Here is a 26,859-nt window from a genome sequence, read left to right as displayed (position 1 = left end):
CAGGTCACACGGCGGCGGTGAGCCTCCCGAATCCGCTGCGGTGGAACACCAGCGGCTGCGCCGTGTCGGCGTGGTCGACGGCGTGCAGCTCGAGCAGCACGAGGGTGTGGTCGCCCGCCCGGACCTCGTGGTGGATGGTGCAGTCGAAGCGGGCGAGCCCGTCGTCCAGGAGCACCGCGCCTTCGGGGCTCACCGTCACCTCGACGTCGTCGAAGCGGTGCTCGACCGGGCCCGCCAGCCGCCGGCACACGTCTCCGTGGTGCTCGGCCAGCACGGTGAGCCCCAGGTGGTCGGCGCGGCGCAGGTCCGGCCAGGTCTTCGAGGTGTTCGCCACCGAGAACGAGACCAACGGCGGGTCGAGGCTGACCGAGGTGAAGGAGCTCGCGGCGAGCCCGGTCAGCGTGCCGTCGACCTCGGCGGCCACGGCGACGACGCCGCTCGGGAAGACGCCGAAGGCCTCACGCAGCCGCCCCGGGTCGAGGTCCTGGTTGGTGGTCAGTGCGGTGAGGCTCATGCGGATGCTCCCGATCGGTGGAGGGCGGAGACGACCGGCCGGACCTGCTCCAGCCAGGCCGCGTGGGCGGCCGGGTCATCGTGCTGGCTGTCGAGGACGTACAGGCCGCGCACGGTGGTGAAGCCGAGCTCGGCGAGCACCGGACGCAGGGTCAGCTCGGCGGCCAGTGAGTGCCCGGGACCCGCCCCCAGCATCAGCGGGACGGCGAGCGCGGGTCGGGGCCGCGCCTCGAAACGGTCGAGGAAGAGCTTGAGCAGCCCGGTGTAGGTCCCCTTGTAGGTCGGGCACGCGAACACCACGACGTCCGCCTGCTCCACCTGCTCGACCAGGCGCCCGGTCCCGGGGTCGTCCAGCTCCAGCAGGCCGGCGCCCACGGTGGCGAGGTCGACGACCGGGTCGGGCGTCGTGCCGGTCAGCTGGCCGGCGAGCAGCGTCGCCGCGGCGAGGGTGCGCGACGCCGGCCTGGGATTGCCGACGACGACCGCTGTGCTCACGACACCACCTGACGGCCACCGAAGGGCACCGCTGCGACCGACCGGGCGGCCGGAGCCGGGTGTGACCACAGGCCCCGCCGGGCCAGCTCGGGCAGCACGCCCTCACCGAACCAGTAGGACTCCTCGAGGTGGGGGTAGCCGGACATCACGAACTCCGAGATCCCCACCTCGACGTACTGCTCGACCAGGTCGGCGATCTCGGTGAAGCTGCCGACCATGGCAGTTCCGGCGCCGCCCCGCACCAAGCCGACCCCGGCCCACAGGTTCGGGTGGATCTCCAGGGAGTCCCTGCTGCCGCCGTTGAGCTCCAGCATCCGGGCCTGGCCCACCGACTCGCTGCGCCGCAGGCCCGCCTGGACCTGTGCGATCTGGTCGTCGTCGATGCCGGCGAGGAGCCGGTCCGCCTCGGCCCAGGCCGCCTCGGAGGTGTCGCGGGCGATCGAGTGCAGCCGGATGCCGAAGCGCAGCTGGCGCCCCTCGTCGGCGGCCAGCTTGGAGACCCACTCGATCTTCTCCCGTACGGCGGCCGGCGGCTCGCCCCAGGTCAGGTAGACGTCGACGTGCCGGGCGGCCACTCGGCCGGCGGCGGCCGACGATCCTCCGAAGTAGATCTCCGGCAGCGGGTCGGGGATCTGCGCCAGCACCGCGTCGTCGAGGCGGTAGTGCTCGCCCTCGTGGGTGACGCTCTCCCCCGCCCAGAGCGCGCGGACCAGGTGCAGGAACTCGTCGCAGCGCTCGTAGCGAGCGTCCTTGTCGAGGTGGTCGCCGTACATCCGCTGCTCGTGGGACTCGCCCCCGGTGACCACGTTCAGCAGCAGCCGGCCGCCGGAGAGGTTCTGGAAGGTCCCGGCCATCTGCGCCGCCAGGAACGGCGAGGTGAGACCGGGCCGGAAGGCGACGAGGAACTTCAGCCGCTCCGACAGCGAGCTCAGCATGGCCGTCGAGACCCAGGCGTCCTCGCACCAGGCCCCGGTCGGGGTCAGCGCCGCCTCGAAGCCGAGCTGCTCGGCGCTGCGCGCGATCTGGCCCAGGTAGGCGACGGAGTTGGGGCGCTCCCCCGTGAACGAGGTGACGCCGTGTCCCCCGCCGACCACGTGTCGTCCGTCGCCGCCGTTGGTGGGCAGGAACCAGTGGAACTTGAGCTGATGAGTCATGTCGTCCTTCTGCGAGTCCGCGGGTGGGTGGTCAGAGCTGGCCGTGGTTGGGAGGCAGCTGGCCGTCGAGGGCCCAGCGCCCCAGGTGACGCACCTTCCAGGCGGCCGGGTCGTGGAGGGTGTGGGTGCGCGCGTTGCGCCAGTGCCGGTGCAGGTTGAGGGAGTCGAGGGCGGCCCGGGTCCCGCTGACCTCGAAGAGACGCGTGCCCGCCTCGAGGCTCGCGCTGGTCGTCGCGGCCCGCGCCGCCGCGACCGCCAGGCTGGCGGCGCCGGCCGACTCGGCATCGAGGTCGGCATCGGCCCGGTCGACCGCGCGACCGGCCTCGGCGAGCAGCGCCTCCGCGGCCCGCACCGCGAGCTCGAGCTCGCCGAACGCCTGGACGACCGTGGGGTCCTCGGCGTGCCGGGTGGTGCCGAGCTCCGCGATGGCGTCCGGGCAGGGCCGGCTCTTGGTGGTGACGAACTCCGCCGCGTCGGCGAGGGCGGCGCGGGCGATGCCCGCGTCGAGAGCCGCGTGCAGCAGCTGGGCGAAGGCGCCGTAGGTCTGCGGCCCCTCGAAGGTCAGGTGGTACGGCGTGATCCGGTCCGCGCCGACGGCGACGCCCTCGAGCCGCACCGTGCCGCTGGCCGTCGTCCGCTGGCCCATGCCGTTCCAGTCGTCGACGACGCTCACGCCGGGGGCGTGCCGCTCGACCCAGGCGACGTGCAACGGCCCGTCGACGTCGAGGTGGCACAGCACCGGGATCCAGTCGGCGAGCAGGGCGCCGGTGGCGTAGCCCTTCTCCCCGTCGAGCACCCAGCCGCCGGCGCCGTCGGGCCGCAACGTGGTCCGGAAGTCACGCACGTGGCGCGTGCCGATCTCGGACTGGGCGTTGCCGAACCGCTTCCCGTCCAGCACCTCGCCGAAGAGGAACGCCTGCTGGTCGGGCGTCCCCTGGTGGCTGAGCGCGTTGACGTAGACGAAGTGGCTGTGCGGGACCTGCGCGATGCTCGGGTCGCCGGCGGCCAGCAGGCGGAACACCTCTGCCAGCACGGACGCCGGGAGCCCGGCACCGCCGTACGCCGCAGGCACGCTCACCGCGAGCAGCCCGGACGCGGACAGCTCGGCGAGCTCGTCGACGGGCAGCACCCGGTCGGCGTCGCGCGCGGCCGCGCCCTTCGCGAACCGCTCGCCGAGCTCGGCGGCGACGGCGATCGCCTCGCGGTCGGACAGCACGGGGACCGGCATCAGACCCGCTCCAGCTCCGCGGCCTCGAGCTCGCGCACGATCGGGAGCACCTCGCGCCCGAAGTACTGCACGTCCTCCTGGAAGTGCAGGAAGCCGAGCAGGAACAGGTCCACACCGCGGCGCTTGTACTCCAGCATCCGGTGGGCGATCTGCTCCGGCGTGCCGATCAGGCCGGTGCGGAAGCCGTCGTTGTACTGCACCAGGTCGGCGAACTCCGAGTCCTGCCACATGCCGACCTTGTCGCCGGTCGACTGCCCGGCCTGCTTGACCGCGGACCCGAAGCCCTCGACCGCCTCGCGGTCGGCCTTGTCGACGATCTCGCGCAGCACGTCGCGGGCCTCGGCCTCGGTGTCGCGACCGATGAGGAAGCCGTTGACGCCGAAGCGCACCTGTCCGGCCCGGCCGTTGACGGCGGCGACGTCGCTGACGTCGTGGATCTGCTCGGCGATGCCGTCGGGGGTGTTGCCGTTCATGAAGTACCAGTCGGCGACCCGGCCGCCCATGCCGCGCGCGTCGGTCGAGTTGCCGCCCATGAAGATCTCGGGGTGCGCGCGGCCGGGCACGTCGTACGGCTTCGGCTTGAGGTCGAAGTCGTGCAGCCGGTAGAAGTCGCCGTTGAGCTCGGCGTGCTCGCTGGTCCAGATCTCCCGCAGGTACCGGATGAACTCCTCCGACCGGCGGTAGCGCTCGCCGTGCTCGAGCCACGGCTCGCCGAGCTTGGTGAACTCGTCCTTGAACCAGCCGCTGACGACGTTCACGCAGAACCGGCCCTTGGTGTACTGGTCGGAGCTCGCGACCAGCTTGGCGAGCACGCCCGGCTGCCACAGGCCCGGGTGGACCGCGGCGATCACCTTGAGCCGCTCGGTCGCCAGCGCGATGGCGAGGCTGATCGAGGTCGACTCGTGCTGGTAGGCGGCACCGTACGACGCGATGTAGCGCACCTGCGAGAGGGCGTAGTCGAAGCCGTTGGCCTCGGCCAGCCGGGCAAGCTCGATGTTGTAGTCGAGTCCCCAGTCGGTGCGCTGCTCGATCCTGCTCACCACGAGGCCGCCGCTCACGTTGGGCACCCAGTAGGCGAACTTCAGCGGCTCGGGCGCGCGGGTCGGGTTGCTGGTCATCACTGCTCCTCAATTCGGGTATGTCGATCAGATTGCTCGTCTTTGGTTGGCCGGACAAGGCCGAACCGCGCGGTTCGCCGTCGCAATGCACGACGGCACCATCGGCAGGGCCTTCCACTCCGCGCAGATCGGGCCCCGGCCGTGCTGCGCTACGCTTTTCATAGTAACTGACTCTACTTACTTGATTTGAGAGGCCGCCATGAGGATCGAGCAGCTGGAGTACGTCGCGGCCGTGACGCAGCACGGGTCGCTGCGCCGCGCGAGTGAGAGCCTGCACATCTCGCAGCCCGCGCTCAGCGAGGCCGTCAGCAAGCTCGAGCGGGAGCTCGGGGTGACCCTGCTCGACCGGCGACGGACGGGCGCCCGGATCAGCCGCCAGGGCCTGGACCTGCTGCCGGACATGGTCGCGGTCCTGGACGCGGTCGACCGGCTCCGGACCTCTGCGGGCGACCAGCACAACGTGAGCCGCACCGTGCGGATCGGCACGGTCAACGCGGCCACCTCGACCCTGCTGGTCCCGGCCTCCCGGGACTTCCAGGAGTCGGCCCCCAATGCGACCGTCGAGGTCCTCAACGTGCAGCAGGCCGAGATCCAGCAGGGCCTCCTCGAAGGTTCCCTCGACCTCGGTCTGGTCAACCTGCTGGCCGGCGACGAGCCGGCGCACGACCTGCTGGGTACCGCCCTGCTGCACGGGCGCCCTGTCGTCGTGATGCCGGCCGACCACCCGCTGGCGGCAGCGGACGAGGTGAGCGTCGACCAGCTGCGCGAGGAGCGTTTCGTCGCCATGCGGGCCGGTTACGTGATGCACCGCTTCGCGCACCGGATCTTCGGCAGCCGGCTGCCCCGGGTGTGCCACACGACCGACGGCGCCGAGATGGGGAAGTTCATGGTCTCCCAGGGCCTGGGCGTCACGGTGCTCCCCGACTACAGCGTCGCCGGCGACCCGCTGGAGCTGGCCGGGCTGATCACCGCCCGTCCGATCGCCGGCGACGCCACCCGGGTCACCCTGGTCCTCCTGCAGCGCAAGACCGATCACGTCCGGGCCGCGGTCCGCGACCTCCACGCGGCGCTCGTCGCGCACGCGCGGAGGCTCGCGGCCTGAGCCCCTCCCAGGGCCCGCGTCAGCTCGCCGAGACCGGAGCCAGCTGGCCCGACAGGTCCGGGTCGTCGTTCGTCGCGAGGTACTCCTGCACCCGCGGGTCGAAGAAGACCTTCTTCAGCTTGGCGACCTGCGGGTCGTCCAGGTACGCCGTGCCGACGACCAGCTGACCGGCGAACTCCTTGGGCGCGTCGGGGGCGTAGATCCGCTGGTCGTCCGGGGTGCCGGCGTCGACGAAGGACATGTTGTAGTCCACGACGGCGTCGACCGAGTCCAGGGTGCGCGGGCCGGCGCCGTACTCCATGTAGGTGAACCGGAATCCACGCGGGTTGCTCGCGATGTCCTGCTCGGTCGCGGCCCAGGGGTTCACGCCGTCCTTGAAGGTCAGGACGCCGGCCCGCTCGAGGATCCACAGGGCCTGCGCCGTGTTGGCCGGGTCGTTGAGCAGCGCGATGGTCGCGCCGTCCGGGAGCTCCTCGAGCGAGCCGAAGCGCGCCGAGTAGATCGAGTACGACCACTGGAACACCGGACCCAGCGCGGTCAGCCTCATCCCGGTCGAGTCCGTGACCTGCTGGAGCCAGTGCTTGTGCTGGTAGATGTTCGCGATGTACTTCCCGTCGGCCGTGGCCTGGTCGAGCTGGTTGCCGTCCTCGATCCCGACGCCGTCGATGTGGACGCCGTAGTCCGGCGCGATCTCCTTGTCGAGGTATTCGAGGAACGCCTGCTCGGAGGCGGAGCTGGCCTGGTAGGCGATCGCGAAGTCGTCGGAGAAGTGGCTGCCGGCGACGGTCTTCTCGTCGTCGGCCGCGAAGCGCAGCACGAGCGCGACGACGACGCCGATCAGCACGACGCCGGCGACGGCGAGGAGGATCCAGCGGCGACCGCGGCCGCCGCCGAGGTCGATCTCGGGCCGGTCACCCGGGGTGTGGGTGTCGAGGGTGGAACGGGTGGTGGACATGGCAGAGCTTCCTTTCGCAGGGGGTGGAGGCAGCACGGGGACGCGTCAGCGTCGGTGCGGAGTGTCAGTGCGTGAGCGCGCGGACGGCGCGGTCGCCGGTGAACTGGATCAGCTGCACGAGAGCGATCAGCAAGACGATGCAGGCGATCATGATGGTGTTGTCGAAGCGGCGGTAGCCGTAGTTGACGGCCAGGTAGCCGATGCCCCCGGAGCCGATCGCCCCGGCGATGGCGGAGTACTCGATCATCGCGATGACATTGAGGGTGAAGCCGGCGACCAGGCCGGGCAGCGCCTCGCGCAGCTGGATGCCGGCCATGATCTGCCACCTGCCGGAGCCGCCCGCGAGGCCGACGTCGAGCAGGTCGCGGGGCACCTCGCGCACGGCGTTCTCGGTCAGCCGGGCGAAGAAGGCGACGCCGGCCACCGCCATCGGGATGAGGGCCGCCTTGAAGCCGATGGTCGTGCCGAACACCAGCTTGGTGACCGGGATGATCGCGGCCATCAGCACCAGGAACGGCAGCGACCGGCCCAGGTTGGCGATCCAGCTGATCGTCACGTGGGCGGCCCGGTTCGGCGTGAGCCCCAACGGCGAGGTGTTGAAGATGAGGAGCCCGAGGGGGCCGCCGAGCAGGACGACGATCGTCATCACCACTGCGACCGTGCGCGCCGTCTCCCCCAGCGCGGGCAGCAGCAGGTCGGGGACGTCGGGCCACGGCGTGGCGATCAGCGGGGCCAGGGCGCTCATGCGGCCGACTCCCGGCTCGCCCGCTCGGGGACGGGCTCGACCCCGACCTCGGGCTCGGCGACGACCCCGAGCCGCCGGAAGGTCGTCACGACGACCTCGTCCTCGAGCCGTGGCGGCAGGCCGACGACCAGGCGGCCGACGGGCACCGCGCCCGACTCCTCCACCAGGGCGGCCAGCACGGCGACGTCCACGCCGAGCTCGGCGCCGGCCCGGGAGAGCCAGGTCGGGGCGACGTCGCCCGCGAGCCGCAGCCGCCACTGCCGCAGCCCGGGCACGCACAGCACCGGCGGCATGGGCAGCAGTGCCTGCGCCAGGGGCGAGTCGGAGCGTCGTACGACGTCGCTGACGGGCCCCTGCTCGACGATCCGGCCGTGGTCGAGCTGGGCCACGTGGTCGGCGATGCCCCGCACGACGTCCATCTCGTGGGTGATCACGAGGATCGTGACACCCAGGTCGTCGCGCAGCTCGGTCAGCAGCGCGAGGATCGCCCGGGTGGACTCGGGGTCGAGCCCGGAGGTGGCCTCGTCCGAGAGCAGCACCGACGGCTGGAGGGCGAGCCCTCGGGCGATGCCGATCCGCTGGCGCTGGCCACCGGAGAGCTGGGACGGGTAGTGGTTGGCCCGGTGCAGCATGTCCACGCGCTCGAGCAGCTCGCCGACCCGTCGACGTACCTCGGGCTCGGCGACGCCCTGATGACGCAGCGGCAGGGCGACGTTCTGCGCCGCCGTCAGCCGGCGCAGCAGGCTCGCCGACTGGAACACGGTGCCGATCTGCTGGCGGGCGCGGCGCAGGTCCTTGCCCGACAGTGCGGCGAGGTCCTGCCCGTGCACCGTCACGCTGCCGCTCGTCGGGCGCTCCAGTGCGTTGACGCAGCGTGCGAGGGTGCTCTTGCCCGCCCCGCTCGGGCCCACGACGGCCGCGATCCGGCCGTCCGGGACCTGCAGGTCGATGCCGTCCAGCACGGTGGTCGAGCCGTAGCTCTTGGTCAGTCCGGAGATCTCGATCATGGCTGTCCTGTCGTCGAATGTATCTCGACTGACTTTATGGACTTTGGCCGGTCGCGCCAGAGACCTGCGCCACAGAACGCGCACGGTTCCGCCGATGCCACCGTCGGCGGTTCCGGCCGGGTCAGGCGTCGAGCGTCTCCATGTCGACCTCGTAGGCCCCCTGGATGATGAACTCCTTGCGGGGCGCCACGTCGCTGCCCATGAGCAGCTCGAACACCTCGGAGGCCACCTCGAGCTCGTCGACCGTGAGCCGGCGCAGGGTACGACGACGCGGGTCCATGGTGGTCTCGGCCAGCTGGTCGGCATCCATCTCGCCCAGACCCTTGTAGCGCTGGACCGGGTCCTTCCACCTGACGTTCTTCTTCTTCAGCTCGGCCAGCTTCCGCTGCAGCTCGTCGTCGGAGTAGGTGTAGACGTACTTCTCCTGGCCCTTCTTGGGGTTGGAGATCTCGATGCGGTGCAGCGGCGGGACGGCGGAGTAGACGCGGCCGGCCTTGACCAGGTCGGGCATGTACTTGAAGAAGAGGGTCGCGAGCAGGGTGCGGATGTGGGCGCCGTCGGAGTCGGCGTCGGCCATGAAGATGATCCGGCCGTAGCGACGGGCGTCGAGGTCGAAGGTGCGCCCGGAGCCGGCGCCGACGACCTGGATGATCGAGGCGCACTCGGCGTTCTTGAGCATGTCGCCCACGGACGCCTTCTGCACGTTGAGGATCTTGCCGCGGATCGGCAGCAGCGCCTGGAACTCGGCGTTGCGGGCCAGCTTGGCAGTGCCGAGCGCGGAGTCTCCCTCGACGATGAACAGCTCGGTGCGCTCGTTGTCGCCGGAGCGGCAGTCGGCGAGCTTGGCCGGCAGCGTCGAGGACTCCAGCGCGTTCTTCCGGCGCTGGGTCTCCTTGTGCTGCCGCGCCGCGATCCGGGTCTTGGACGCCGCGACGACCTTCTCCATCAAGAGCTTGGCCTGCGCCTTCTCGGCCCGCTTGGTCGAGGTCAGGAACTCCTTGAGCTCCTTCGCCACGACCTTGCGCACCACGGTCCGCGCGGCCGGCGTACCGAGGATCTCCTTGGTCTGGCCCTCGAACTGGGGCTCGGCGAGGCGGACCGTGACGACCGCGGTCATGCCCTCGAGGATGTCGTCCTTGATGACGTCGTCGTCGTTGACCTTGAGCGCCTTCGCCGCGCGCATGGACTCGTTGAACGTCTTGGTGAGGGCGTTCTCGAAGCCGGAGACGTGGGTGCCGCCCTTGGGGGTGGCGATCACGTTGACGAACGAGCGCAGCTCGGTGTCGTAGCCGCTGCCCCAGCGCACCGCGACGTCGACGGTGAGCTCGCGCTCGACGTCCTGCGGGGTCATGTGGCCCTTGTCGTCGAGCAGCGGGACGGTCTCGGTGAACACGTCGCTGCCCTGCAGCCGCAGCACCTCGGTGACCGGCTCGCCGGTGGCGAGGTAGTCGCAGAACTCGCCGATGCCGCCGTCGTGGCGGAACCTCTCCTCGGTCCACTCCGCCTGATCCGCAGCGCGCTGGTCCCTGATGACCAGCTCGAGGCCGGGGACGATGAACGAGGTCTGCCGGGCGCGCCCGATCAGCCCGTCGAGGACGAAGTCGGCGTCCTTGGTGAAGATCTGGCGGTCGGGCCAGAACCGGATCCGGGTGCCGGACCGCCCCTTGGTCACGCGGCCGCCCTTGCGGGACAGGCCGGACTGCGGGGTGAACGAGGCGCCGGGGCCCTCGCCGTCGAAGACGCCGGGTACGCCGCGCTGGAAGCTGATGCCCTGGCTGGCCGGCGAGCGGTCGACGTCGATGTCCATCCGGCTCGACAGCGCGTTGACGACCGAGAGGCCGACGCCGTGCAGACCGCCGGTGGCGACGTACGAGCCGCCGCCGAACTTGCCGCCGGCGTGCAGCTTGGTCGCCACGACCTCGACGCCGGTCAGGCCCGTCTTGGGCTCCTTGTCGGTCGGGATGCCGCGCCCGTCGTCGTAGACCTCGACGGAGCCGTCGGGGTGCAGGGTCACGTCGACGGTGCGGGCGAAGCCGCCGAGCGCCTCGTCGACGCCGTTGTCGATGATCTCCCAGAGGCAGTGCATCAGCCCCCGGGTGTCGGTGGAGCCGATGTACATCCCGGGACGCTTGCGCACGGCTTCGAGGCCCTCGAGGACCAGGAGGTGTGCTGCGTTGTAGGTGTTGTCGGCGATGACCGGCTCCTCACGGTGGATCACGGGTACGGCTGAGAGGACGAATCTACCCGCGACACGCCGGGCGCCAGCACAGGGACACGGCCTACGAGCGGAGGAGGATGACGGAACCCGGACGGGTCACACCGAACCGGTCGATCGGATGGTCACAAGCTTGTTTCGGGCAGTGGAAAATCACAGAAGCTTCCCCCATCAGGTGCTTGGATGAAGGTGAAAGCGAAAGTGGAATGGACCACATGGAGACGGGAATCTTTGATCCAGTCGCTACGTTGATCCGGACGTCCACCCGCTGAGGGTGGTGATCGCACGAAAGAGAGGCCCGAGATGACGACTGCTGTTGCTCCCAGCGCCCCGCTGACCGCGGAGGACCGCTGCGACCGTTGTGGCGCCCAGGCCTACCTCCGCGTAGAGCTCGCCACGGGCGGAGAGCTTCTCTTCTGCGCCCACCACGCGCGAGAGCACGGAGATGCGCTCAAGGACGTCGCCGTCAACTTCCACGACGAGACCCACAAGCTGACCGACAAGCCGGCGCCCGCCGCCGACTGACCCGGATCCGCGCCGAGGCCCCGAGCAGCGCTCGGGGCCTCGGCCGTTTTGCGGGCGCTCGCCGGTCCCAGGGTCCCCACTCAGCCCTGGGGCACGACGCGCAGCGCGCCCGCGCCCGGCGCGAGCGTGGCGTCCAGCACACCGCTGGCCGGGTCCCAGGTCCACCCGGTGGCGCCGGTGACCCGGATGCCGCCCGGGTAGGTGCCGGCCGGGACCTGGAGGGACGCCGTACCGCCGGGGCTGCCGGTCCACGCCACGTCCAGCGCACCGGTGGCGCTGTCGTAGTGGACCTCGGTGAGGGTGCCCGGGACGGCCTGCGGGTACGGGCGCCGGACCGCGTCGTGGATCGGCGTCGGGCCGCCGTCGGAGCGGAACGGGCCGTAGCCGGGGTCGGTGTACTCCCACAGCGCGGTGCCGGCCAGGGCGCTGTCGGCCATGTCGTAGACGTGGTCGACGTACCCAGCGGCGCCGCCGGCACCGGAGAACACGCCCCACTCCCCGATCCACAGCGGGACGCCCGCCAGCGAGGCGGCCAGCCGCGACGAGGCGACGGCGGCGTCGGCGAGGACCCGGGTCTTCTCGAGCAGCGGGACGTCGGCGGTCAGGTCCCAGGGGCCGTACAGGTGCGGCGCGTAGACGGAGTTCGGCGGCATCAGGCCGACCGGCGGGATCTCGACGACGGTCTCGGACTTGATGACGTTCGGCTCGATGAAGCCGACGGCGTCGGGATCGACGGTACGGATCGCCTCGAGCCAGCGAGCCTGGCTCGGGAACAGGTACGCCGTCTCGAACACCACCGGCGGCACCAGGCCCGGGAAGGGCTCGTTGAACAGGTCGTAGCCGACCACGTTCGGCGCGTCGCCGACCGCCCGGGCGACCGCGACCCACGCATCGGCGAAGGAGCGCTGGAGGTCGGCGGAGGTCCAGAAGGCGGTGAAGGCGCAGTCCACCGCGGGCGAGAAGTAGTCGGCTCCCCAGGCGCCCGTGAGCTGCGCCAGCGGCAGCGAGGGGCACAGGCCGGGGCGGTAGGCCCACAGCGGGGCCCCGTTGCCGGCCGGCTTGCCGTAGAGGTCCTGGTGCATGTCGACGGTCACCAGCAGCCCGGCGGCGCCGGCGCGGTCGACCAGGTCGCGGAAGCGGGCGAGGTACGCCGTGTCGACGTGCCCCGGGTTCGGCATCACGGCCTGCCACGACGTGTAGAGCCGCAGGTGGTTGAGCCCGAGGCTGCGGATCCGGGCGAGGTCGGCGTCGGTGACGTCGGGGAGGTACGGCGCGCTCTTGCGGCCGAGGTTGATGCCCCGCAGCAGCACGTCGCGGCCGTCGGCGTCGCGCAGGCGGCGACCGTCGACGTGCAGCGGGGTGCGGATCTCGCTCGTCGTGACCGGCACCGGGCCGGGCTCGACCGCACCGGCACGAGGCACGACGGGCAGGGCCAGCACGGGCACGAGGACGGCCAGGGCGACGACGCGAGCAAACATGAACACTCCTCAGGTTCCGCGGCGTGCCCAGCGTGGCGGAGCCGACCGCGAGTTGTCCAGAGGTCTCACCGAGAACGGCGGCGGCCCCACCGGGATCCGGTGGGGCCGCCGTGCGTGGAGCTGTCAGTCGAGGTAGTCGCGCAGGACCTGCGAGCGCGACGGGTGCCGCAGCTTCGACATCGTCTTCGACTCGATCTGGCGGATCCGCTCGCGGGTCACGCCGTAGACCTTGCCGATCTCGTCGAGGGTCTTCGGCTGGCCGTCGGTGAGGCCGAAGCGCATCGAGACGACACCCGCCTCGCGCTCGGAGAGCGTGTCGAGGACGGCGTGCAGCTGCTCCTGGAGGAGGGTGAACGACACCGCGTCGGCCGGGACGATGGCCTCGGAGTCCTCGATCAGGTCACCGAACTCGGAGTCGCCGTCCTCACCCAGCGGGGTGTGCAGCGAGATCGGCTCGCGGCCGTACTTCTGGACCTCGACGACCTTCTCCGGGGTCATGTCGAGCTCCTTGGCGAGCTCCTCCGGGGTGGGCTCGCGACCGAGGTCCTGCAGCATCTGGCGCTGGACGCGGGCGAGCTTGTTGATGACCTCGACCATGTGCACCGGGATACGGATGGTGCGGGCCTGGTCGGCCATGGCGCGGGTGATCGCCTGACGGATCCACCAGGTGGCGTACGTCGAGAACTTGTAGCCCTTGGTGTAGTCGAACTTCTCCACCGCGCGGATCAGACCGAGGTTGCCCTCCTGGATCAGGTCCAGGAACAGCATGCCGCGGCCGGTGTAGCGCTTGGCGAGGGAGACGACGAGTCGCAGGTTGGCCTCGAGCAGGTGGTTCTTCGCGCGGCGACCGTCCTCAGCGATCCACTCGAGCTCCTCCTGCACCTTCGGGGAGAGCTTGCCGCCCTTGCCGAGCTTCTCCTCCGAGAACAGGCCGGCCTCGATCCGCTTGGCGAGCTCGACCTCCATCTCGGCGTTGAGGAGCGGCACCTTGCCGATCTGCTTGAGGTAGTCCTTGACCGGGTCGGCGGTCGCGCCGGCGACCATGACCTGCTGGGCGGGCTCGTCGGTCTCGTCGGCGGAGGAGACGATGAAGGACGCGTTCTTCTCGTCCTCCTTGATCGTCGGGTCCGCGGCGACGTCCTTCTCGAACTGCTCGTCGGGGATGTCGGCGAGGATCTTCTTGCCGTCGGGGCCCACGACCGGAGCGGCCTCGACCTCGAGGTCGCCGAGGTCGACCGGGGCGTCCTCGTCGGCTGCCTTCGCGGGCGCCGCCTTCTTCGCCGGGGCCTTCGGCGCCGGGGCGGGAGCGGCCTTCTTGGCCGGCGCCGGGGCTGCCTTCTTGGCGGTGGTCGCGGTCGCCGACGCCGTCTTGCGTGCGGCCGCGGCGACGGCGCGCTGCTCGACGGGCGCGCCGAGCTCGACGGAGATGCCGAGACCCGACAGGTGGGCCATCAGGCCCTTGAGCTGGGCCGGGGCGACCTCAGCGGCGGCGAATGCCTGGCGGAGGTCCTCCGCGGCGACCCGGCCGATCGGCTCGGCGCGCTCGATGAGCGCGGCGATCGACGGGTGGCTGAGCAGGGCGGGCGGGACCGAACGATGGTTCGAGGACACGAACACCTCTCGATGCTGACGGTTCTAGGGCGCGGCAAAGACCGGAGGTGTCAAGACCGCTTTTCTCATTCTGCCACGGCTCCCCCAGCCACTCCGGCATCGGGGCCCGCCTGTCGTCACGTGGACAGCCCGGCGTGCCGGTTGACGTCCTTGTAGAGCAGGTAGCGGAAGCGCCCCGGACCGCCGGCGTAGCAGGCCTGGGGGCAGAAGGCACGCAGCCACATGAAGTCGCCGGCCTCGACCTCGACCCAGTCCCGGTTGAGCAGGTAGACGCCCTTGCCCTCGAGCACGTACAGCCCGTGCTCCATGACGTGGGTCTCCGGGAACGGGATGGAGCCGCCGGGCTCGAAGGTGACGATGTTGACGTGCATGTCGTGGCGCAGGTCGGCGATGTCGACGAAGCGGGTGGTGGACCAGGCGCCGGCCGTGCCGGGCATCTCGATCGGCGCGACGTCCTGCTCGCGGGTGACGAAGGCGGGAGGCACGTCGAGGCCGGCGACCCGCTCGTAGGCCTTGCGGATCCAGTGGAGGGCCGCGGTCTCGTCGGAGCGGTTGTGCAGCGTCCAGCGGGAGCCGGGCGGGAGGAACGCGTAGGAGCCGGGCTCGAGGCGGTGCTCGGCGCCGTCGAGCGTGAGCACCGGGGTGCCGGCGACGACGAAGAGCACGGCCTCGGCACCCGGGTCGGCCTCGGGGGCGTCGGAGCCGCCGCCGGGCGCGACCTCGACGACGTACTGGCTGAAGGTCTCGGCGAAGCCCGACAGCGGCCGGGCGAGCACCCACATCCGCATCCCCGTCCAGCCGGGCAGGAAGGAGGCGGTGATGTCGCTGAGCGTGCGGGCCGGGATCACGGCGTACGCCTCGGTGAACCGGGCGCGGTCGGTGGTCAGCGCGTTCTGCGGCGGCAGCCCGCCCCGGGGGACGTGGTAGGTCGTGGGGTAGGTCATCGTCTTCCTCTCTCGAGCAGCCTTCCGCGGGGAGTGCCGTCGACCGGGACGCCCCGCAGCCACGTCTCGCGGACCACGCCGACCAGACGTCGCCCGGCGTACGGCGAGACCGGGTTGCGGTGGAGCAGCCGCTCGACGTCGACGGTGAACTCCTGGTCCGGGGCGAACCGGACCAGGTCGGCGTCGGCGCCGACCGCGATCCGCCCCTTGTGGGCCAGCCCGACCCGGTCCGCCGGCGCGGTCGCCATCCAGCCCACGACCTCGGCCAGCGTTCGTCCGCGGGCACGGGCGGCGGTCCACACCGCCGGCAGGCCGAGCTGGACCGACGCGATGCCACCCCACGCGGCGCCGAAGTCGCCGCCGTCACGGTGCTTGAGGTCGGCGGTGCAGGGCGAGTGGTCGGAGACCACGAAGTCGACGTCTCCCCCGGCCAGCGCGGCCCACAGCGCCTCGCGGTTGGCGGCCTCCCGGATCGGAGGGCAGCACTTCAGCTCGGTGGCGCCGTCGGCGACGTGCTCGGCGTCGAAGGTCAGGTAGTGGGGGCAGGTCTCGACGCTGACGTCGACGCCCTCGGTCCGGGCGGCGCGCAGCACCGGGACGGCGCCCGCGCTGCTCAGGTGGACGACGTGCGCCCGGCCACCGGTCGCCCGCGCCCGGTCGACGACCAGGGCGATCGCCGCTTCCTCCGCGGCCGCGGGTCGCGAGGCCAGGAAGCCGGCGTAGTGCTCCCCGTCGAGGGCGGACTCGTCGAGCAGCGAGCCGTCCTCGGCGTGCACGATCATCAGCGCGCCGAGTCGGGCGGTCTCGGCCATCGCCGCGGCGAAGCCGTCGGGGTCGAGGTGGCCGAACTCCGCGACGCCGGAGTCGAGCAGGAAGCACTTGAACCCGAAGACCCCGGCCCGGTGCAGCGGCTCGAGGTCGGCGAGGTTGCCCGGGACGGCGCCGCCCCAGAACCCGACGTCGACCTGCACCTGCCCCCGCCCCGCGTCCTGCTTGGCCCGCAGGTTGGCCACGGTCGTGGTGGGCGGGATCGAGTTCAGCGGCATGTCCACGATCGTGGTGACGCCCCCGGCCGCCGCGGCGCTGGTCGCGGAGGCGAAGCCCTCCCACTCGGTGCGGCCGGGCTCGTTGACGTGCACGTGGGTGTCGACCAGGCCGGGCAGCAGCACCTCGTCGTCACCGAGGGCGAGGGCCGCGGCCGCGGCCGGCGGGTCGTCGTACGACGCCAGCACGGCGATCCGGCCGCCGGCGACGCCCACCGCCACCGCCTGCTCCCGGTCACCCACGACCGCGCGGCGGGCGCGGACGACCAGGTCGAGGTCAGCTGCCACGGTAGGTCGAGTAGCCGTAGGGACTGAGCAGCAGCGGCACGTGGTGGTGCTGGCCGGCATCGGCGATCGTGAACACGACGACGACCTCGGGGTAGAAGCCGGTGACGTAGGCGGCGGTGTCGAAACGCAGGACGTAGACGCCCTCGGCCAGGTCCGCCGGCCCGAGGGCGGCGATGCGGCCGTCGGCGTCGGTCACCCCGTCGCCGAGCAGCGCGCCGGAGCGGGTCTCGAGCCGGACCGGTACGCCGGCCGCCGGGCGCCCGCTCGCCGTGTCGAGCACGTGGGTGGACAGGGAGCTCATGACAGGACCTCCTCGAGCCGGAGCAGGGCGATCTGGCGCAGGTTGTCGACGGTCTCGGCGCGCTCCGCGGCGTCGTCGTTGCCCATCCGGCGCTCGAGCTCGGCGAGGATCGCCGGGGCGTCCCGGCCGGCGGCGCGGATCAGGAAGACCCGCCCGAAGCGCTGCTCGTAGGCGGCGTTGCCGGCGGCGAGCCGGGGTGCGGTGTCACCGGCGGTGGGGTCGACGCCGGCCTGCTCGCGCTGCGAGCGCGCTCCCCCGCGCTCGCCGATCCGCGGGTGGGCCGCGAGTGCCTGGTCCAGCTCGGCGTCGCTGAGCGCACGGGCCGCGGCGTCGGCGGCGGCGAGCAGGGCCGCCCGGTCGTCGTACGGCTGCCCGGCGAGGACCTCGTCGGCCCAGCGCGGCACGGACAGGCAGCCGAGCAGGGTCTCCCGGGTCGTGGTCACGCCGGTCATCAGCAGAACCCCGGCACGCCGAGCCAGGCGTCGCCGGCCGGCGGCGCGTCGTCGCGGACGACCTGGGCCTCGATCAGGCCGTAGGGCCGGTCGGCGGCGACGAAGACCTCGCCCTCGTTGGTCAGCCCGTCGACGCGGAACGGGCTGAAGTCGACGAGGAAGTGGTGCTTGTTGGGCGCCGAGAAGCGCACCTCGGCCAGCCCGTCCTGCGCGTCGAGCAGCGCGCCGCCCATCGCGTGGAGCGTCTCCTGCAGCGCGCGGGAGTAGGTGCCGGCGAAGGTGCTCAGCAAGGTGGCGAGCGCGGCGTCGTACGACGCGTTCCAGTCCGTCTCCCTGCCCGCGTCGGTCGTCGTGTGCCGCCACCGGGCGACCAGAGCGGTGGCGAGGATCCGGTCGTCCGCCTCGGCGAGGGTGGTGAACTCGTCGCGGAGGAAGCCCTTGAACTCGGAGTCGGTGGTGTTGAGCAGCACCAGGTCCTCGACGCCCGACAGCACGTGGGCCTCGTCGGGCCCGACGGTCACGACGGCGGTCCGCACGCCGCCGCCGCGGCGTACGAAGGAGTGGTCGCCGATCCGGTCCCAGGCGTACTGCTCGACCCGGACCTGGGCCTGGCGGGCGGCGGGGCAGGCATCGAGGAGCCGGCGGGCCAGGGCCAGCGCGTAGTCCTCGGGCGAGTCGACTCCGTGCAGCTTGGCGTAGGCGAACGCGGTGTTCTTCTGGGTGTCGGTGGGCAGCACCGCCGCCTGGTCACCGGCGACGTGGGCGGCCGCGAAGTCGCCGCGCAGTGTCGTCGACACGTTGAGGTCGCGGATCTCGTGCACCGGCGAGTCGCGGACGATCCGCACGACGCGGGTCTCCGCCTTGCCGTACTGGTTGGCTCCCAGGTGGTGGGTCATGCGCGGCTCCTCTCCGGTCGTCCGGCGGCCAGGTCGCGCAGCGCTGCGACGTCGGGCACCTCGGTCGGGTCGACGGCGCCGCAGTCGAGCCCACGCAGCAGGTACGACGCGAGGGCGCGTGCGGTCGCGGGCTCGTCGGCGATCCCGCCGTGGTCGGTGCGGGCCCCGAGGTAGGCGGCGAGCCGCGCCACCGCGCTCGGCAGCCCGGCGCGGTGGAAGGCGTAGGTCGCGGCGTACCTGGTCGGGAGCTGGGCCGGGTGCAGGTCCCAGCCCTGGTAGAACCCGTGCTCGAGCGATCGGCGCACGAGACGGAGGTGGTTGGCCCACGCCGCGGCCACCTCCGCGGGGCCGCCGACCGGCAGCAGGTTGGTCGACCCGTCGGAGAGCCGCACCCCGGTGCCGGCCGCGGCCGCTTGCATCACCACCTTGGCGTGGTCGGCCACCGCGTGCTCGAGCGACTGCTGCTCCGCGGAGATCCCGCAGAAGGCCGAGTAGTCGTAGGTGCCGTAGTGCAGCCCGGTCAGCCGAGCCCCCGCCGCGTGGATCATCCGGGCGACCAGGGCGGTGCCGTCGGCGCCGAGGATCGACTGCGGCGTCTCGACCTGGACCTCGAAGCGCAGCGCTCCCGCGGCCAGCCCGAGGTGCTGCTCGAGCGTGGCGCAAGCGTGCACCATCGCCTCCGCCTGGTCGACGCTGGTCACCTTCGGCAGGGTCACCACCCACCCGGAGAGGTCGGCTCCCGCCGCGGCGAGGACGGCGACGTAGGCGGTGAGGGTGCGGATCCCCCGCGCCCGGGTCGCCGGGTCGAGGCTCTTGACCCGGATGCCGCCGAACGGCGCGGCCCGTCCGTCGCGCTGGCTCGCAGCGAGGTCGGTCGCGGCCCGCTGGACGTCGGCGTCCTCCTCGGCGTCGGACTTGTCGAGGTAGCCGTCCTCGAAGTCGATCCGCAGGTCCTCGACCGGCTCGGCCGCCAGCTTGGCCCGCACCCGCTCGACGATCGCGGGATCGCCCACCAGCGCGGCGAAGGCGTCGGCGTGCTCGTCGAGGGCGGCCAGCGCCTCGGCTCCGGCGCGCGGGACCAGGCCGGCGTCGTAGCGGTCGGCGGGGACGTAGAGCGTGTGCACCGGCTGTCGGCCGGGCCGCTCGCCGGGGTAGTCGCGCGCCAGTGCCGCGTCGGCCTCGGCCAGTCGTGCGTCGAGGTCCGCCGTCAGGGTCGCGGCGAGCGCGTCGGTGCTCACCCCTGCGCCGCCTCGCGCTTCACCGAACGACGCTGCCGGTGCAGGATCGGCTCGGTGTAGCCGTTGGGCTGGGTCAGCCCCTCGAGGACCAGCGCCCGGGCCGCCGCGAAGGCGTGGCCGTCGAAGCCGGGACCCATCGGCACGTAACCCTCGCCGGCCTGCTGCTCGTCGACGACCGCAGCCATCCGCCGCAGCGCCGCCTCGACCTCGTCGCGGGTGACCACGCCGTGGCGCATCCAGTTCGCGACGTGCTGGCTGGAGATCCGGCAGGTCGCCCGGTCCTCCATCAGGGCCACACCGTGGATGTCGGGCACCTTGGAGCAGCCGATGCCGTCGTCGACCCAGCGCTTCACGTAGCCCAGGACGCCCTGCAGGTTGTTGTCGACCTCGTCCGCCCTGTCCTGCGCGGACCAGGCCGCCACCTCGGCGTCGTCGGCGAGGGGCACGGTGAGCAGCTGCTCGAGCGTCGTGCTCCGCCCCTCGACCAGCCCGCCGGCGAGCTCGCGCTGCCGGGCCGCGACGTCGACCTCGTGGTAGTGGATCGCGTGCAGGGTGGCGGCGGTCGGCGACGGCACCCAGGCGCAGCTCGCGCCGGCCTGCGGGTGGGCGATCTTCTGCTCGACCATCGCGGCCATGGCGTCCGGCGCCGCCCACATCCCCTTGCCGATCTGCGCCCGTCCGGCCAGGCCGCAGGCCAGGCCGATGTCGACGGATCGGTCCTCGTAGGCGGCGATCCACGCGGTCGAGCGCATCGCGGCCTTGCGGACCATCGGGCCGCCCTGCATCGAGGTGTGCAGCTCGTCGCCCGTGCGGTCCAAGAACCCGGTGTTGATGAACGCGACCCGGCCGCGGGCGGCGTGGATGCACGCCTTCAGGTTGGCCGAGGTGCGCCGCTCCTCGTCCATGATCCCGAGCTTGATCGTCGCGCGCGGCAGACCGAGCAGGTCCTCGACGGCGGCGAACAGGTCGTCGGTGAACGCGACCTCGTCGGGGCCGTGCATCTTCGGCTTGACCGCGTACATCGCACCGACCCGCGAGCTCGGCCGCTCCGTGCGCCCCTGCAGGTCGGGCAGGCTGCACAGCGCGGTCATGACCGCGTCGAGCACTCCCTCGGGCACCTCCTCCGGACCGTCCGGGCCGTCGAGGAGGACCGCGTCGGTCGTCATCAGGTGCCCGACCTGGCGCACGAACAGCAGCGACCGGCCGGGCAGCGTGAACGGACCGTGCGGACCGTCGTACGTGCGATCGGGCGCGAGGCCGCGGACGAAGGTGGTGCCGCCCTTGCTCACCTCCGCGCTCAGCGTGCCCTGGTTGAGCAGCAGCCAGTTGCGGTAGCCGACGACCTTGTCCTCGGCGTCCACGGCGGCCACCGAGTCCTCGAGGTCCATGATCGTCGAGACGGCCGCCTCCAGGACGACGTCCCTGATCCCTGCCGGGTCGTCGCGGCCGACCGGGTCCGTGCGGTCGACCTGGACCTCGACGTGCAGCCCGTGGTGGACGAGCAGCACCGCCTCGGGGGTCGCCGGGTCACCGCGGTGCCCGACGTACTGGGTCGGCTCGGCGAGGCCGGTGGAGCCGTGGGCGAGGTCGACGACGAGGCCGCCGCCGGTGACGGCGTACCCGGTCGCGTCGGCGTGGCTGCCCATCGCGAGCGGGAAGTGCGTGTCCAGGAACGCCCGGGCCCGCGCGATGACGGCCGCCCCTCGGCGGGGGTTGTACGACGCACCCCGCTCGCGCCCGTCGTCCTCCGGCACCACGTCGGTGCCGTAGAGCGCGTCGTAGAGCGAACCCCAGCGCGCGTTGGCCGCATTCGCCGCGAAGCGGGCGTTGAGGACGGGGACGACGAGCTGCGGCCCGGCCTGGACCGCCACCTCCGCGTCCACCTCCCCCGGCTCGATCTCGAAGTCGTCCGGCTCCTCGACCAGGTAGCCGATCTCGCGCAGCATCGCGACGTAGGCCGCCTGGTCGGTCACCGGGCCCGGGTGCGCCGTGTGCCAGGCATCGAGCTGCGCCTGCAGCTCGTCGCGTCGGGCCAGCAGCGCGCGGTTGCGCGGGACGAAGGTCCGCAGCAGCGCCTCGACACCGGTCCAGAAGGCCGCCTCGTCCAGGCCGCTGCCCGGCAGCGCCTCGTCGCGGACGAACGCGTGGAGGACCGGCGCCACCCGCAGCCCCCCGAGCGCGACCCGGTCCGACTCGTCCGTCTGGGATGACATCTCGGCACCTTTCCGCAGGGGGTGTCCCGAGGATACGGCGGCCGGGGCGTCGGCGGTGGCGCTAAGCCTTCGCCTTGGCGGCCGCCTTCGCCGCCTTCTTGTGGTCGCGCACCTTCTGCAGCGACACCGGGTCGACGACGTCGGCGACCGAGCGGAAGCCGTCGAGGGCGTAGTCGCCCGCCGCCTTCTCCCACCCGGTCGGCCGGACGTCGAGCTGCTTGGCCACCAGCGCGGTGAAGATCTTCGCCTTCTGCGCCCCGAACCCGGGCAGCGCCTGGATCCGCTTGAGCAGGTCCTTGCCGTCGGCCGCCTCGGTCCACAGCCGCGAGGCGTCGCCGTCGTACTGGTCGACGACGATGCGGGCCAGCTCCTGCAGCCGCGCTGCCATCGAGCCCGGGAACCGGTGGATCGCCGGCGTGGTCGAGCACAGCGCCGCGAACTCCTCGGGGTCGGCCGCCGCGATCGCCGCCGGGTCGAAGCTGCCGAACCGGCTGACGACCTTCTGCGGGCCCATGAAGGCGTGCTCCATCGGGTACTGCTGGTCGAGCATCATCCCCACGAGCAGCGCGAACGGGTTGGAGCTCAGGAGCTCGTCGGCGGCGGCGTCGTCGGTGATGTGGATGGCCATGGGGACATCCTGCCCCACGCCAGCGCGACGCCGGCGGCGCCCGCCGAGAGCCCGGCAGCGAGGACGAACGGCAGTGCCGTTCCCCCGCCGGCGAGCAGCCCGGCCCCCGCCGTACCGAGCGCGCTGCCGCTGTTGACGCCGACGTTGACCCACGTCGACATCTCGGTACGACGACCGGCCGGGACGCGCTCGTCGACGGCGGCGTAGGCGACCACGAGGACAGGCGACGTGGCGAGGCCGCCGACCCCGAGCACGACAGCGGCGACCAGCAGGCCGCCGGTGATTGCGACGATGAGCTGGGCGGCGGCGAGCAAGGCGACCAGCAGGGCGAGCACCCGGCCGGCGGGACCACGGTGGCCGTGCCGGGCCCACAGGAGTCCGCCGGTTACCGCCCCGACCGAGAGGGCCGCCTCGACGGGACCGGCGAGGCCCGGGCGGCCTGCCCGGTCGGCCAGGGCGGCGATGCCGACGAAGCTCGCCGCGCTGCCGGCGCCGAAGAGCAGCAGCGCGAGCACCAGCCCGCTCAGCCCGCTCAGGCCGGCAGGTCCGCCTCGGCGCGCGGCTGGAGCGGCGGCGACCGCTCGGACCGGCGGCCGGTACGGCGAGGCGAGCAGCGCGAGCGTGCCGGACCAGACCAGCCCGGCGGCGACGAGCAGCCCGACCCACGCGGGGCCGGCCGCCAGCACGCCGCCCGCCACGACGGGCCCGACCAGGTAGAGCGACTCCTCGCCGACCGAGTCCAGCGCGTAGGCCCGGCGGCGCGGTGGGCCTTCCGGCGCGATCTCGCGCCACTGCGCGCGCATCGAGGGCCCGAGCAGCGGGCCGCAGAGCCCGAGCAGCAGGGACAGTCCGAGCCACGCGCCGGCCGGGTGCTGTCCCTGCGCCAGCGCGACGACACACAGCAGCAGTCCCGACCAGCAGCCGGCGGCGATGGGCAGCACGCGGTGCTGGCCGAGCCGGTCGAGCAGCCGGGCCTGGACGGGCATGACGAGGGTGGCGAGCCCGAGGGTCGCCGAGCAGGTGGCCGCGACCGCGAACGACCCGGTCGCGTCGCGGACGGTGAACAGGAAGCAGAGCGGGAGCACGCCGTACGCCAGCCGGCCGAGCAGCGCGCACGCGAAGGTGCGCGCGACCGCGGGGCCGGCGAGAAGCAGGCGGGTGCTCCCGGCGTCGGTGACGCCGGACATGGGATTCCTCCGGAACAGAAGGGGTGAGGGGACGCCGAGGACGCGGCCGGCGCGAGGCGACCGGCCGCAGCGGAGTCCTAGTGGTTCCGGGAGGTCATGCGGGCGAGCCTAGCCGCTCGAGACTCGCGAGGAGGTGGGCGCGCAGCACCGGCCAGTCCGGGTACGCGTCCGTGGCGCCGGGGATGTTGGCGACCACGACGGTGCCGCGGACGGTGGCCATCGCGATCTGGATGAGGTCGGCGAAGCCCTCGCGCTCGGCGTACGACGGCAGCAGGGCCGCCGCGATCCCCTGGATCTCGCTCATGCCGCTGCACACGATCTCGGCCACCCGCGCCGCCAGGACCGGCTCGGTGCGCGCGACGTTGAACAGCTCGAGGACCGCCGGCGTGACGGGGAGGTTGTGGATCTCCCAGATCATGTCGAGCAGCGCGCCGGCCCGCTCCTGCTCGGAGCCGACGTCGAGGCCACGGGTCGCGGCGTCGGCGAGGAGCTGCTCGACGAGGCGGAGCATCGCCGCGTCGACGAGGGCCGCCTTGGTCGGGAAGTAGTGCTGCTGGGCGCCCTGGCTGACCCCGGCACGCTCGGCGACGCGGCGGGTGGTGGTGGCGACGTACCCGTCCTCGGCGAGGCACTCGATGGTCGCGTCGAGCAGGCGCTCGGTGGTCGCGGCACGACGGTCGACCTGACGCCGTCCCGCCGTCGCCGTCGCCCTCGCCGCCGCTGCCATGGGCCGATCGTGGCGCAGGTCTCGCCGACTTTGCAAGTCAAGTGACTTGTCAAGTCACCTGACTGGGAACTAGGTTTCCCGGCCATGAAGGACTTCCAGGACAAGGTCGCCGCGATCACCGGCGCGGGATCCGGCATCGGCCGGGCGCTCGCCCTCCAGCTCGTCGCCGACGGCGCCCGGGTCGCGATCAGCGACTGGGACGCCGACGGCCTCGCCGAGACGGCGCTGCTGCTCGAGGAGCGGGGTGCGCAGCCGCACAGCACGGTGCTCGACGTCCGCGACCGGGCCGCCGTGCACGCCTGGGCCGACGCGGTCGCCGCCCACTTCGGCGCGGTCAACCTCGTCGTCAACAACGCCGGCATCACCATCTTCGGCACCGTCGAGGAGAGCCCCTACGAGGACATCGAGAAGGTCGTCGACGTCGACTTCTGGGGCGTCGTGCACGGCACCAAGGCGTTCCTCCCCCACCTCGCCGCGTCCGGTGAGGGCCACGTCGTCAACGTGTCGAGCATCTTCGGCCTGTTCGGCGTGCCGACCCAGAGCTCCTACAACGCCGCCAAGTTCGCGGTGCGCGGGTTCACCGAGGCGCTGCGCCAGGAGCTGCTCATCTCCGGCCAGCCGGTCGGCGTCACGTGCGTGCACCCCGGCGGGATCAAGACCAACATCGTCAACAACGCGACGGCGAGCAACGCCGCCGACACCTCCGGCATCGCGCGGGTCTTCAACGAGAAGCTGACCCGGACCACGCCCGAGGCCGCCGCCCGCACCATCCTGCGCGGCGTCCGGCGCGGCCGCCCGAAGGTGCTGATCGGCGCCGACGCGGTCGCGGTCGACCTGGTCGTGCGCGCCCTGGGTGCGTCGTACCAGCGGCCGTTCGCGGCGGTCTCCCGTCGTCTCACCGCCACCCTCGCCGCGCCCGCCCACCGGAAGAAGGTCTCGGCGTGACCACGCACCTCGGCTCCCCCGTCGCCCTGCCCCACGGCCAGATGCTGGCCAACCGGTTCATGAAGTCGGCCCTGAGCGAGTCCCTCGGCGAGCGCGACGGCGGGCCGTCGGAGAAGCTCGAGCGGCTGTACGCACGCTGGGCCGGCGGCAGCTACGGCCTGGTCGTGACCGGCAACGTCATGGTCGACCGGCGCCACCTCGGCGAGCCCGGCAACGTCGTCATCGAGGACGACCGCCACCTCGACCGGCTGCGCGCCTGGGCGTCCGGCTTCCAGGACGGCGGCACTCCCCTGTGGATGCAGGTCAACCACCCCGGCCGCCAGGCCAACGCCCTCGTCGGCCGCCACCGGCCGGTCGCGCCGAGCGCGATCCAGGCCAAGGTGCCGGGCGCCTCGAAGCCGCGGGCGCTGGAGGACGCGGAGATCCGCGAGATCGTCGACCGGTACGCCACCGCCGCCGCCGTCGCCGAGCAGGCCGGCTTCGCGGGTGTGCAGATCCACGGCGCCCACGGCTACCTCGTCACCCAGTTCCTCTCCCCGCGCACCAACCAGCGCGACGACGCGTGGGGCGGCGACGCCGAGCGGCGCCGGCGGTTCGTGCTCGAGGTCCTGCGCGCGATCCGGGCCACGACCTCGCGGACCTTCGGCGTCGGGATCAAGCTCAACTCCGCGGACTTCCAGCGCGGCGGGTTCAGCGAGGAGGAGTCCCGCGAGGTCGTCCGGGCGCTGGTCGCCGACGGCATCGACCTGATCGAGATCAGCGGCGGCTCCTACGAGGCGCCCGCGATGATGGGCACGATGGCCGCCTCGACGGCCGCACGCGAGGCCTACTTCCTCGAGTACGCCGCCTCCGTGCGCGACCTGGCGGGCGACGTACCCATCGCCGTGACCGGCGGCTTCCGCTCCGCCGCCGCCATGGAGGCCGCCGTCGCGTCCGGTGACTGCGACATCGTCGGCCTGGGCCGCCCGACCTGCCTGCTGCCCGAGGCGCCGCGCGCGATCCTCGAGGAGGGACTCGCCACGCTGCCGAGCTCGAACGTCAAGGCCGGGCTGCGCCCGGTGCTCGGCAAGGTCGCCAACCTCAAGCAGCTCGACGGCGCCCTCGACCTGTCGTGGCACACCGACCAGCTGCACCGGCTCGGCGCGGGCAAGGAGCCCGACCCCGGCCGCTCGTGGGCCGAGGCCGCGCTCTGGCTGGGCCTGCGCAACGGGCCGGGGGCGTTCCGCGCGAAGCGCGGCTGAGGGCCCTCAGCGGCCCTCGGCGATCGTCGCGAGCCCGGTCCACAGCGCGTCCATGGTCCGCTCGACCATCGTCTCGAGCCCGACGTCGGGGTGGCGCCGCCACCACTTCGCGAGCTGCTCGGCAGCACCGGAGATGGCGTGGGCGTACGCCGACGCGGCCTCCTCGGCGACGTGCGGGGCCGCGTCACGCACCAGCCCGGCGATCACCTCCGCGGTCTGGTAGCGGTGCTCGGCGGCCGAGGCGGCCACCTTGCCCGCGACCGCCGCGCCTCCGCCGAAGAGGACCTCCCACGTCGTACCGCGGTCGCGGACGAACGCGTAGTACGCCCTGAACCCGGCGCGCAGCCGCGCCTCGACCTCGACCTCTCCCCCGGCCGCCGCGACGACGGCCCGGTCGAGCTCGTCGCGCGCGGCCCGCAGGCACTCGAGGTAGATCTCGTCCTTGTCGGCGAAGTACTTGTAGACCAACGTCCGGGTCACCCCCGCCGCCGCCGCGATGTCCTCGACGGCGGTGCCCTGGTATCCGTGCTGCACGAACACGTCCTCGGCGACGGCGATCAGCTGCGCGCGTCGCACCTCGGGCGCGAGGCGACGCCGCGGCTCGGCCACC

General features: G+C 72.6%; 26 protein-coding genes. 4 read left to right on the top strand and 22 right to left on the bottom strand.

All coding sequences use genetic code 11. From position 1 onward, the window contains the following. Positions 1-4: 4 nt before the first annotated feature. The 5 genes from BJ958_RS03525 to sfnG are packed head-to-tail and all read right to left on the bottom strand — an operon-like array spanning position 5 to position 4,508. Positions 5-514: a flavin reductase family protein gene (locus BJ958_RS03525; protein WP_179725563.1), complete on the bottom strand. Its 510-nt coding sequence runs from the start codon at positions 512-514 to the stop codon at positions 5-7. After that, positions 511-1,008, bottom strand: coding sequence for an NAD(P)H-dependent oxidoreductase (locus tag BJ958_RS03520; protein WP_179725562.1), 498 nt, complete (start codon positions 1,006-1,008; stop codon positions 511-513). The genes BJ958_RS03525 and BJ958_RS03520 overlap by 4 nt, the downstream gene beginning before the upstream one ends. After that, a complete protein-coding gene (locus BJ958_RS03515) occupies positions 1,005-2,162 on the bottom strand; it encodes an LLM class flavin-dependent oxidoreductase (RefSeq protein ID WP_179725561.1) in 1,158 nt (385 codons plus the stop codon). The genes BJ958_RS03520 and BJ958_RS03515 overlap by 4 nt, the downstream gene beginning before the upstream one ends. A gap of 31 nt (positions 2,163-2,193) precedes the next feature. Then, a complete protein-coding gene (locus tag BJ958_RS03510; protein WP_179725560.1) occupies positions 2,194-3,390 on the bottom strand; it encodes an SfnB family sulfur acquisition oxidoreductase in 1,197 nt (398 codons plus the stop codon). After that, positions 3,390-4,508 carry a dimethylsulfone monooxygenase SfnG gene (gene sfnG / locus BJ958_RS03505; RefSeq protein WP_179725559.1) on the bottom strand — a complete coding sequence of 373 codons (1,119 nt, stop codon included), beginning with the start codon at positions 4,506-4,508 and terminating at the stop codon, positions 3,390-3,392. Before sfnG ends, BJ958_RS03510 begins: the two co-directional genes overlap by 1 nt. 199 nt (positions 4,509-4,707) lie before the next feature. Between sfnG and BJ958_RS03500 the strand changes: the two genes are divergently transcribed. Then, the gene (locus tag BJ958_RS03500) at positions 4,708-5,610 is read left to right on the top strand and encodes a LysR family transcriptional regulator (RefSeq protein ID WP_179725558.1); all 903 of its coding nucleotides are present in this window, start codon (positions 4,708-4,710) and stop codon (positions 5,608-5,610) included. Between the two features lie 19 nt (positions 5,611-5,629). Here the strand turns inward: BJ958_RS03500 and BJ958_RS03495 are convergent, their stop codons facing one another. The 4 genes from BJ958_RS03495 to BJ958_RS03480 form a co-directional block, all read right to left on the bottom strand. Then, a complete protein-coding gene (locus BJ958_RS03495; RefSeq protein WP_179725557.1) occupies positions 5,630-6,565 on the bottom strand; it encodes a MetQ/NlpA family ABC transporter substrate-binding protein in 936 nt (311 codons plus the stop codon). 64 nt (positions 6,566-6,629) lie between these two features. After that, entirely contained in the window at positions 6,630-7,310 is a 681-nt protein-coding gene (locus tag BJ958_RS03490) for a methionine ABC transporter permease (RefSeq protein ID WP_179725556.1), read from the bottom strand. Next, positions 7,307-8,317, bottom strand: a complete 1,011-nt coding sequence (locus BJ958_RS03485) for a methionine ABC transporter ATP-binding protein (protein WP_179725555.1) — start codon at positions 8,315-8,317, stop codon at positions 7,307-7,309. Before BJ958_RS03485 ends, BJ958_RS03490 begins: the two co-directional genes overlap by 4 nt. Before the next feature lie 121 nt (positions 8,318-8,438). Next, the gene (locus BJ958_RS03480; RefSeq protein ID WP_484549455.1) at positions 8,439-10,535 is read right to left on the bottom strand and encodes a DNA gyrase/topoisomerase IV subunit B; all 2,097 of its coding nucleotides are present in this window, start codon (positions 10,533-10,535) and stop codon (positions 8,439-8,441) included. 300 nt (positions 10,536-10,835) lie between these two features. On the opposite strand from BJ958_RS03480, the gene BJ958_RS03475 reads away from it, so the two are divergent. Beyond that, positions 10,836-11,057, top strand: a complete 222-nt coding sequence (locus BJ958_RS03475) for a DUF7455 domain-containing protein (RefSeq protein WP_179725554.1) — start codon at positions 10,836-10,838, stop codon at positions 11,055-11,057. Between the two features lie 80 nt (positions 11,058-11,137). Here BJ958_RS03475 and BJ958_RS03470 read toward each other — a convergent pair whose 3' ends face one another. From BJ958_RS03470 to BJ958_RS03415, 12 genes are all read right to left on the bottom strand, one after another. Continuing rightward, positions 11,138-12,535, bottom strand: a complete 1,398-nt coding sequence (locus tag BJ958_RS03470; RefSeq protein WP_179725553.1) for a cellulase family glycosylhydrolase — start codon at positions 12,533-12,535, stop codon at positions 11,138-11,140. Between the two features lie 123 nt (positions 12,536-12,658). After that, on the bottom strand, positions 12,659-14,152 hold the full coding sequence (locus BJ958_RS03465) for an RNA polymerase sigma factor (protein WP_179725552.1): 1,494 nt from the start codon (positions 14,150-14,152) through the stop codon (positions 12,659-12,661). Between the two features lie 110 nt (positions 14,153-14,262). Next, a complete protein-coding gene (locus BJ958_RS03460; RefSeq protein ID WP_179725551.1) occupies positions 14,263-15,090 on the bottom strand; it encodes a bifunctional allantoicase/(S)-ureidoglycine aminohydrolase in 828 nt (275 codons plus the stop codon). After that, positions 15,087-16,421 (bottom strand): allantoinase AllB, encoded by a 1,335-nt coding sequence (allB, locus tag BJ958_RS03455; protein ID WP_343052549.1) that lies wholly within the window; start codon positions 16,419-16,421, stop codon positions 15,087-15,089. Before allB ends, BJ958_RS03460 begins: the two co-directional genes overlap by 4 nt. Then, positions 16,411-16,722, bottom strand: a complete 312-nt coding sequence (gene uraH / locus BJ958_RS03450) for a hydroxyisourate hydrolase (protein ID WP_179725549.1) — start codon at positions 16,720-16,722, stop codon at positions 16,411-16,413. Before uraH ends, allB begins: the two co-directional genes overlap by 11 nt. Then, entirely contained in the window at positions 16,719-17,174 is a 456-nt protein-coding gene (uraD, locus tag BJ958_RS03445) for a 2-oxo-4-hydroxy-4-carboxy-5-ureidoimidazoline decarboxylase (protein ID WP_179725548.1), read from the bottom strand. Before uraD ends, uraH begins: the two co-directional genes overlap by 4 nt. After that, a complete protein-coding gene (pucL, locus tag BJ958_RS03440; RefSeq protein ID WP_179725547.1) occupies positions 17,174-18,070 on the bottom strand; it encodes a factor-independent urate hydroxylase in 897 nt (298 codons plus the stop codon). The genes uraD and pucL overlap by 1 nt, the downstream gene beginning before the upstream one ends. Continuing rightward, positions 18,067-19,308 (bottom strand): DUF6986 family protein, encoded by a 1,242-nt coding sequence (locus BJ958_RS03435; RefSeq protein ID WP_179725546.1) that lies wholly within the window; start codon positions 19,306-19,308, stop codon positions 18,067-18,069. The genes pucL and BJ958_RS03435 overlap by 4 nt, the downstream gene beginning before the upstream one ends. Then, positions 19,305-21,521 carry a malate synthase G gene (locus tag BJ958_RS03430; RefSeq protein ID WP_179725545.1) on the bottom strand — a complete coding sequence of 739 codons (2,217 nt, stop codon included), beginning with the start codon at positions 21,519-21,521 and terminating at the stop codon, positions 19,305-19,307. Before BJ958_RS03430 ends, BJ958_RS03435 begins: the two co-directional genes overlap by 4 nt. Before the next feature lie 61 nt (positions 21,522-21,582). Then, positions 21,583-22,149: an HhH-GPD-type base excision DNA repair protein gene (locus BJ958_RS03425; RefSeq protein ID WP_179725544.1), complete on the bottom strand. Its 567-nt coding sequence runs from the start codon at positions 22,147-22,149 to the stop codon at positions 21,583-21,585. Further along, the gene (locus BJ958_RS03420; RefSeq protein ID WP_179725543.1) at positions 22,104-23,336 is read right to left on the bottom strand and encodes an MFS transporter; all 1,233 of its coding nucleotides are present in this window, start codon (positions 23,334-23,336) and stop codon (positions 22,104-22,106) included. The genes BJ958_RS03425 and BJ958_RS03420 overlap by 46 nt, the downstream gene beginning before the upstream one ends. Before the next feature lie 94 nt (positions 23,337-23,430). Beyond that, positions 23,431-24,063 (bottom strand): TetR/AcrR family transcriptional regulator, encoded by a 633-nt coding sequence (locus BJ958_RS03415; RefSeq protein ID WP_179725542.1) that lies wholly within the window; start codon positions 24,061-24,063, stop codon positions 23,431-23,433. An 84-nt stretch (positions 24,064-24,147) separates the two neighbouring features. On the opposite strand from BJ958_RS03415, the gene BJ958_RS03410 reads away from it, so the two are divergent. After that, positions 24,148-25,008: an SDR family NAD(P)-dependent oxidoreductase gene (locus BJ958_RS03410; RefSeq protein WP_179725541.1), complete on the top strand. Its 861-nt coding sequence runs from the start codon at positions 24,148-24,150 to the stop codon at positions 25,006-25,008. After that, complete coding sequence (locus BJ958_RS03405) at positions 25,005-26,249, top strand: NADH:flavin oxidoreductase/NADH oxidase family protein (RefSeq protein WP_343052548.1); 1,245 nt, start codon at positions 25,005-25,007, stop codon at positions 26,247-26,249. Before BJ958_RS03410 ends, BJ958_RS03405 begins: the two co-directional genes overlap by 4 nt. Positions 26,250-26,255: 6 nt before the next feature. Here BJ958_RS03405 and BJ958_RS03400 read toward each other — a convergent pair whose 3' ends face one another. After that, positions 26,256-26,858, bottom strand: coding sequence for a TetR family transcriptional regulator (locus BJ958_RS03400; RefSeq protein ID WP_179725540.1), 603 nt, complete (start codon positions 26,856-26,858; stop codon positions 26,256-26,258). Position 26,859: the final 1 nt, after the last annotated feature.

The organism is Nocardioides kongjuensis (assembly GCF_013409625.1).
Classification (GTDB): Bacteria; Actinomycetota; Actinomycetes; order Propionibacteriales; family Nocardioidaceae; genus Nocardioides; species Nocardioides kongjuensis.
The sequence above is the reverse complement of the archived record's forward strand: the minus strand, read 5'-3'. Positions and strand labels throughout refer to the sequence as shown.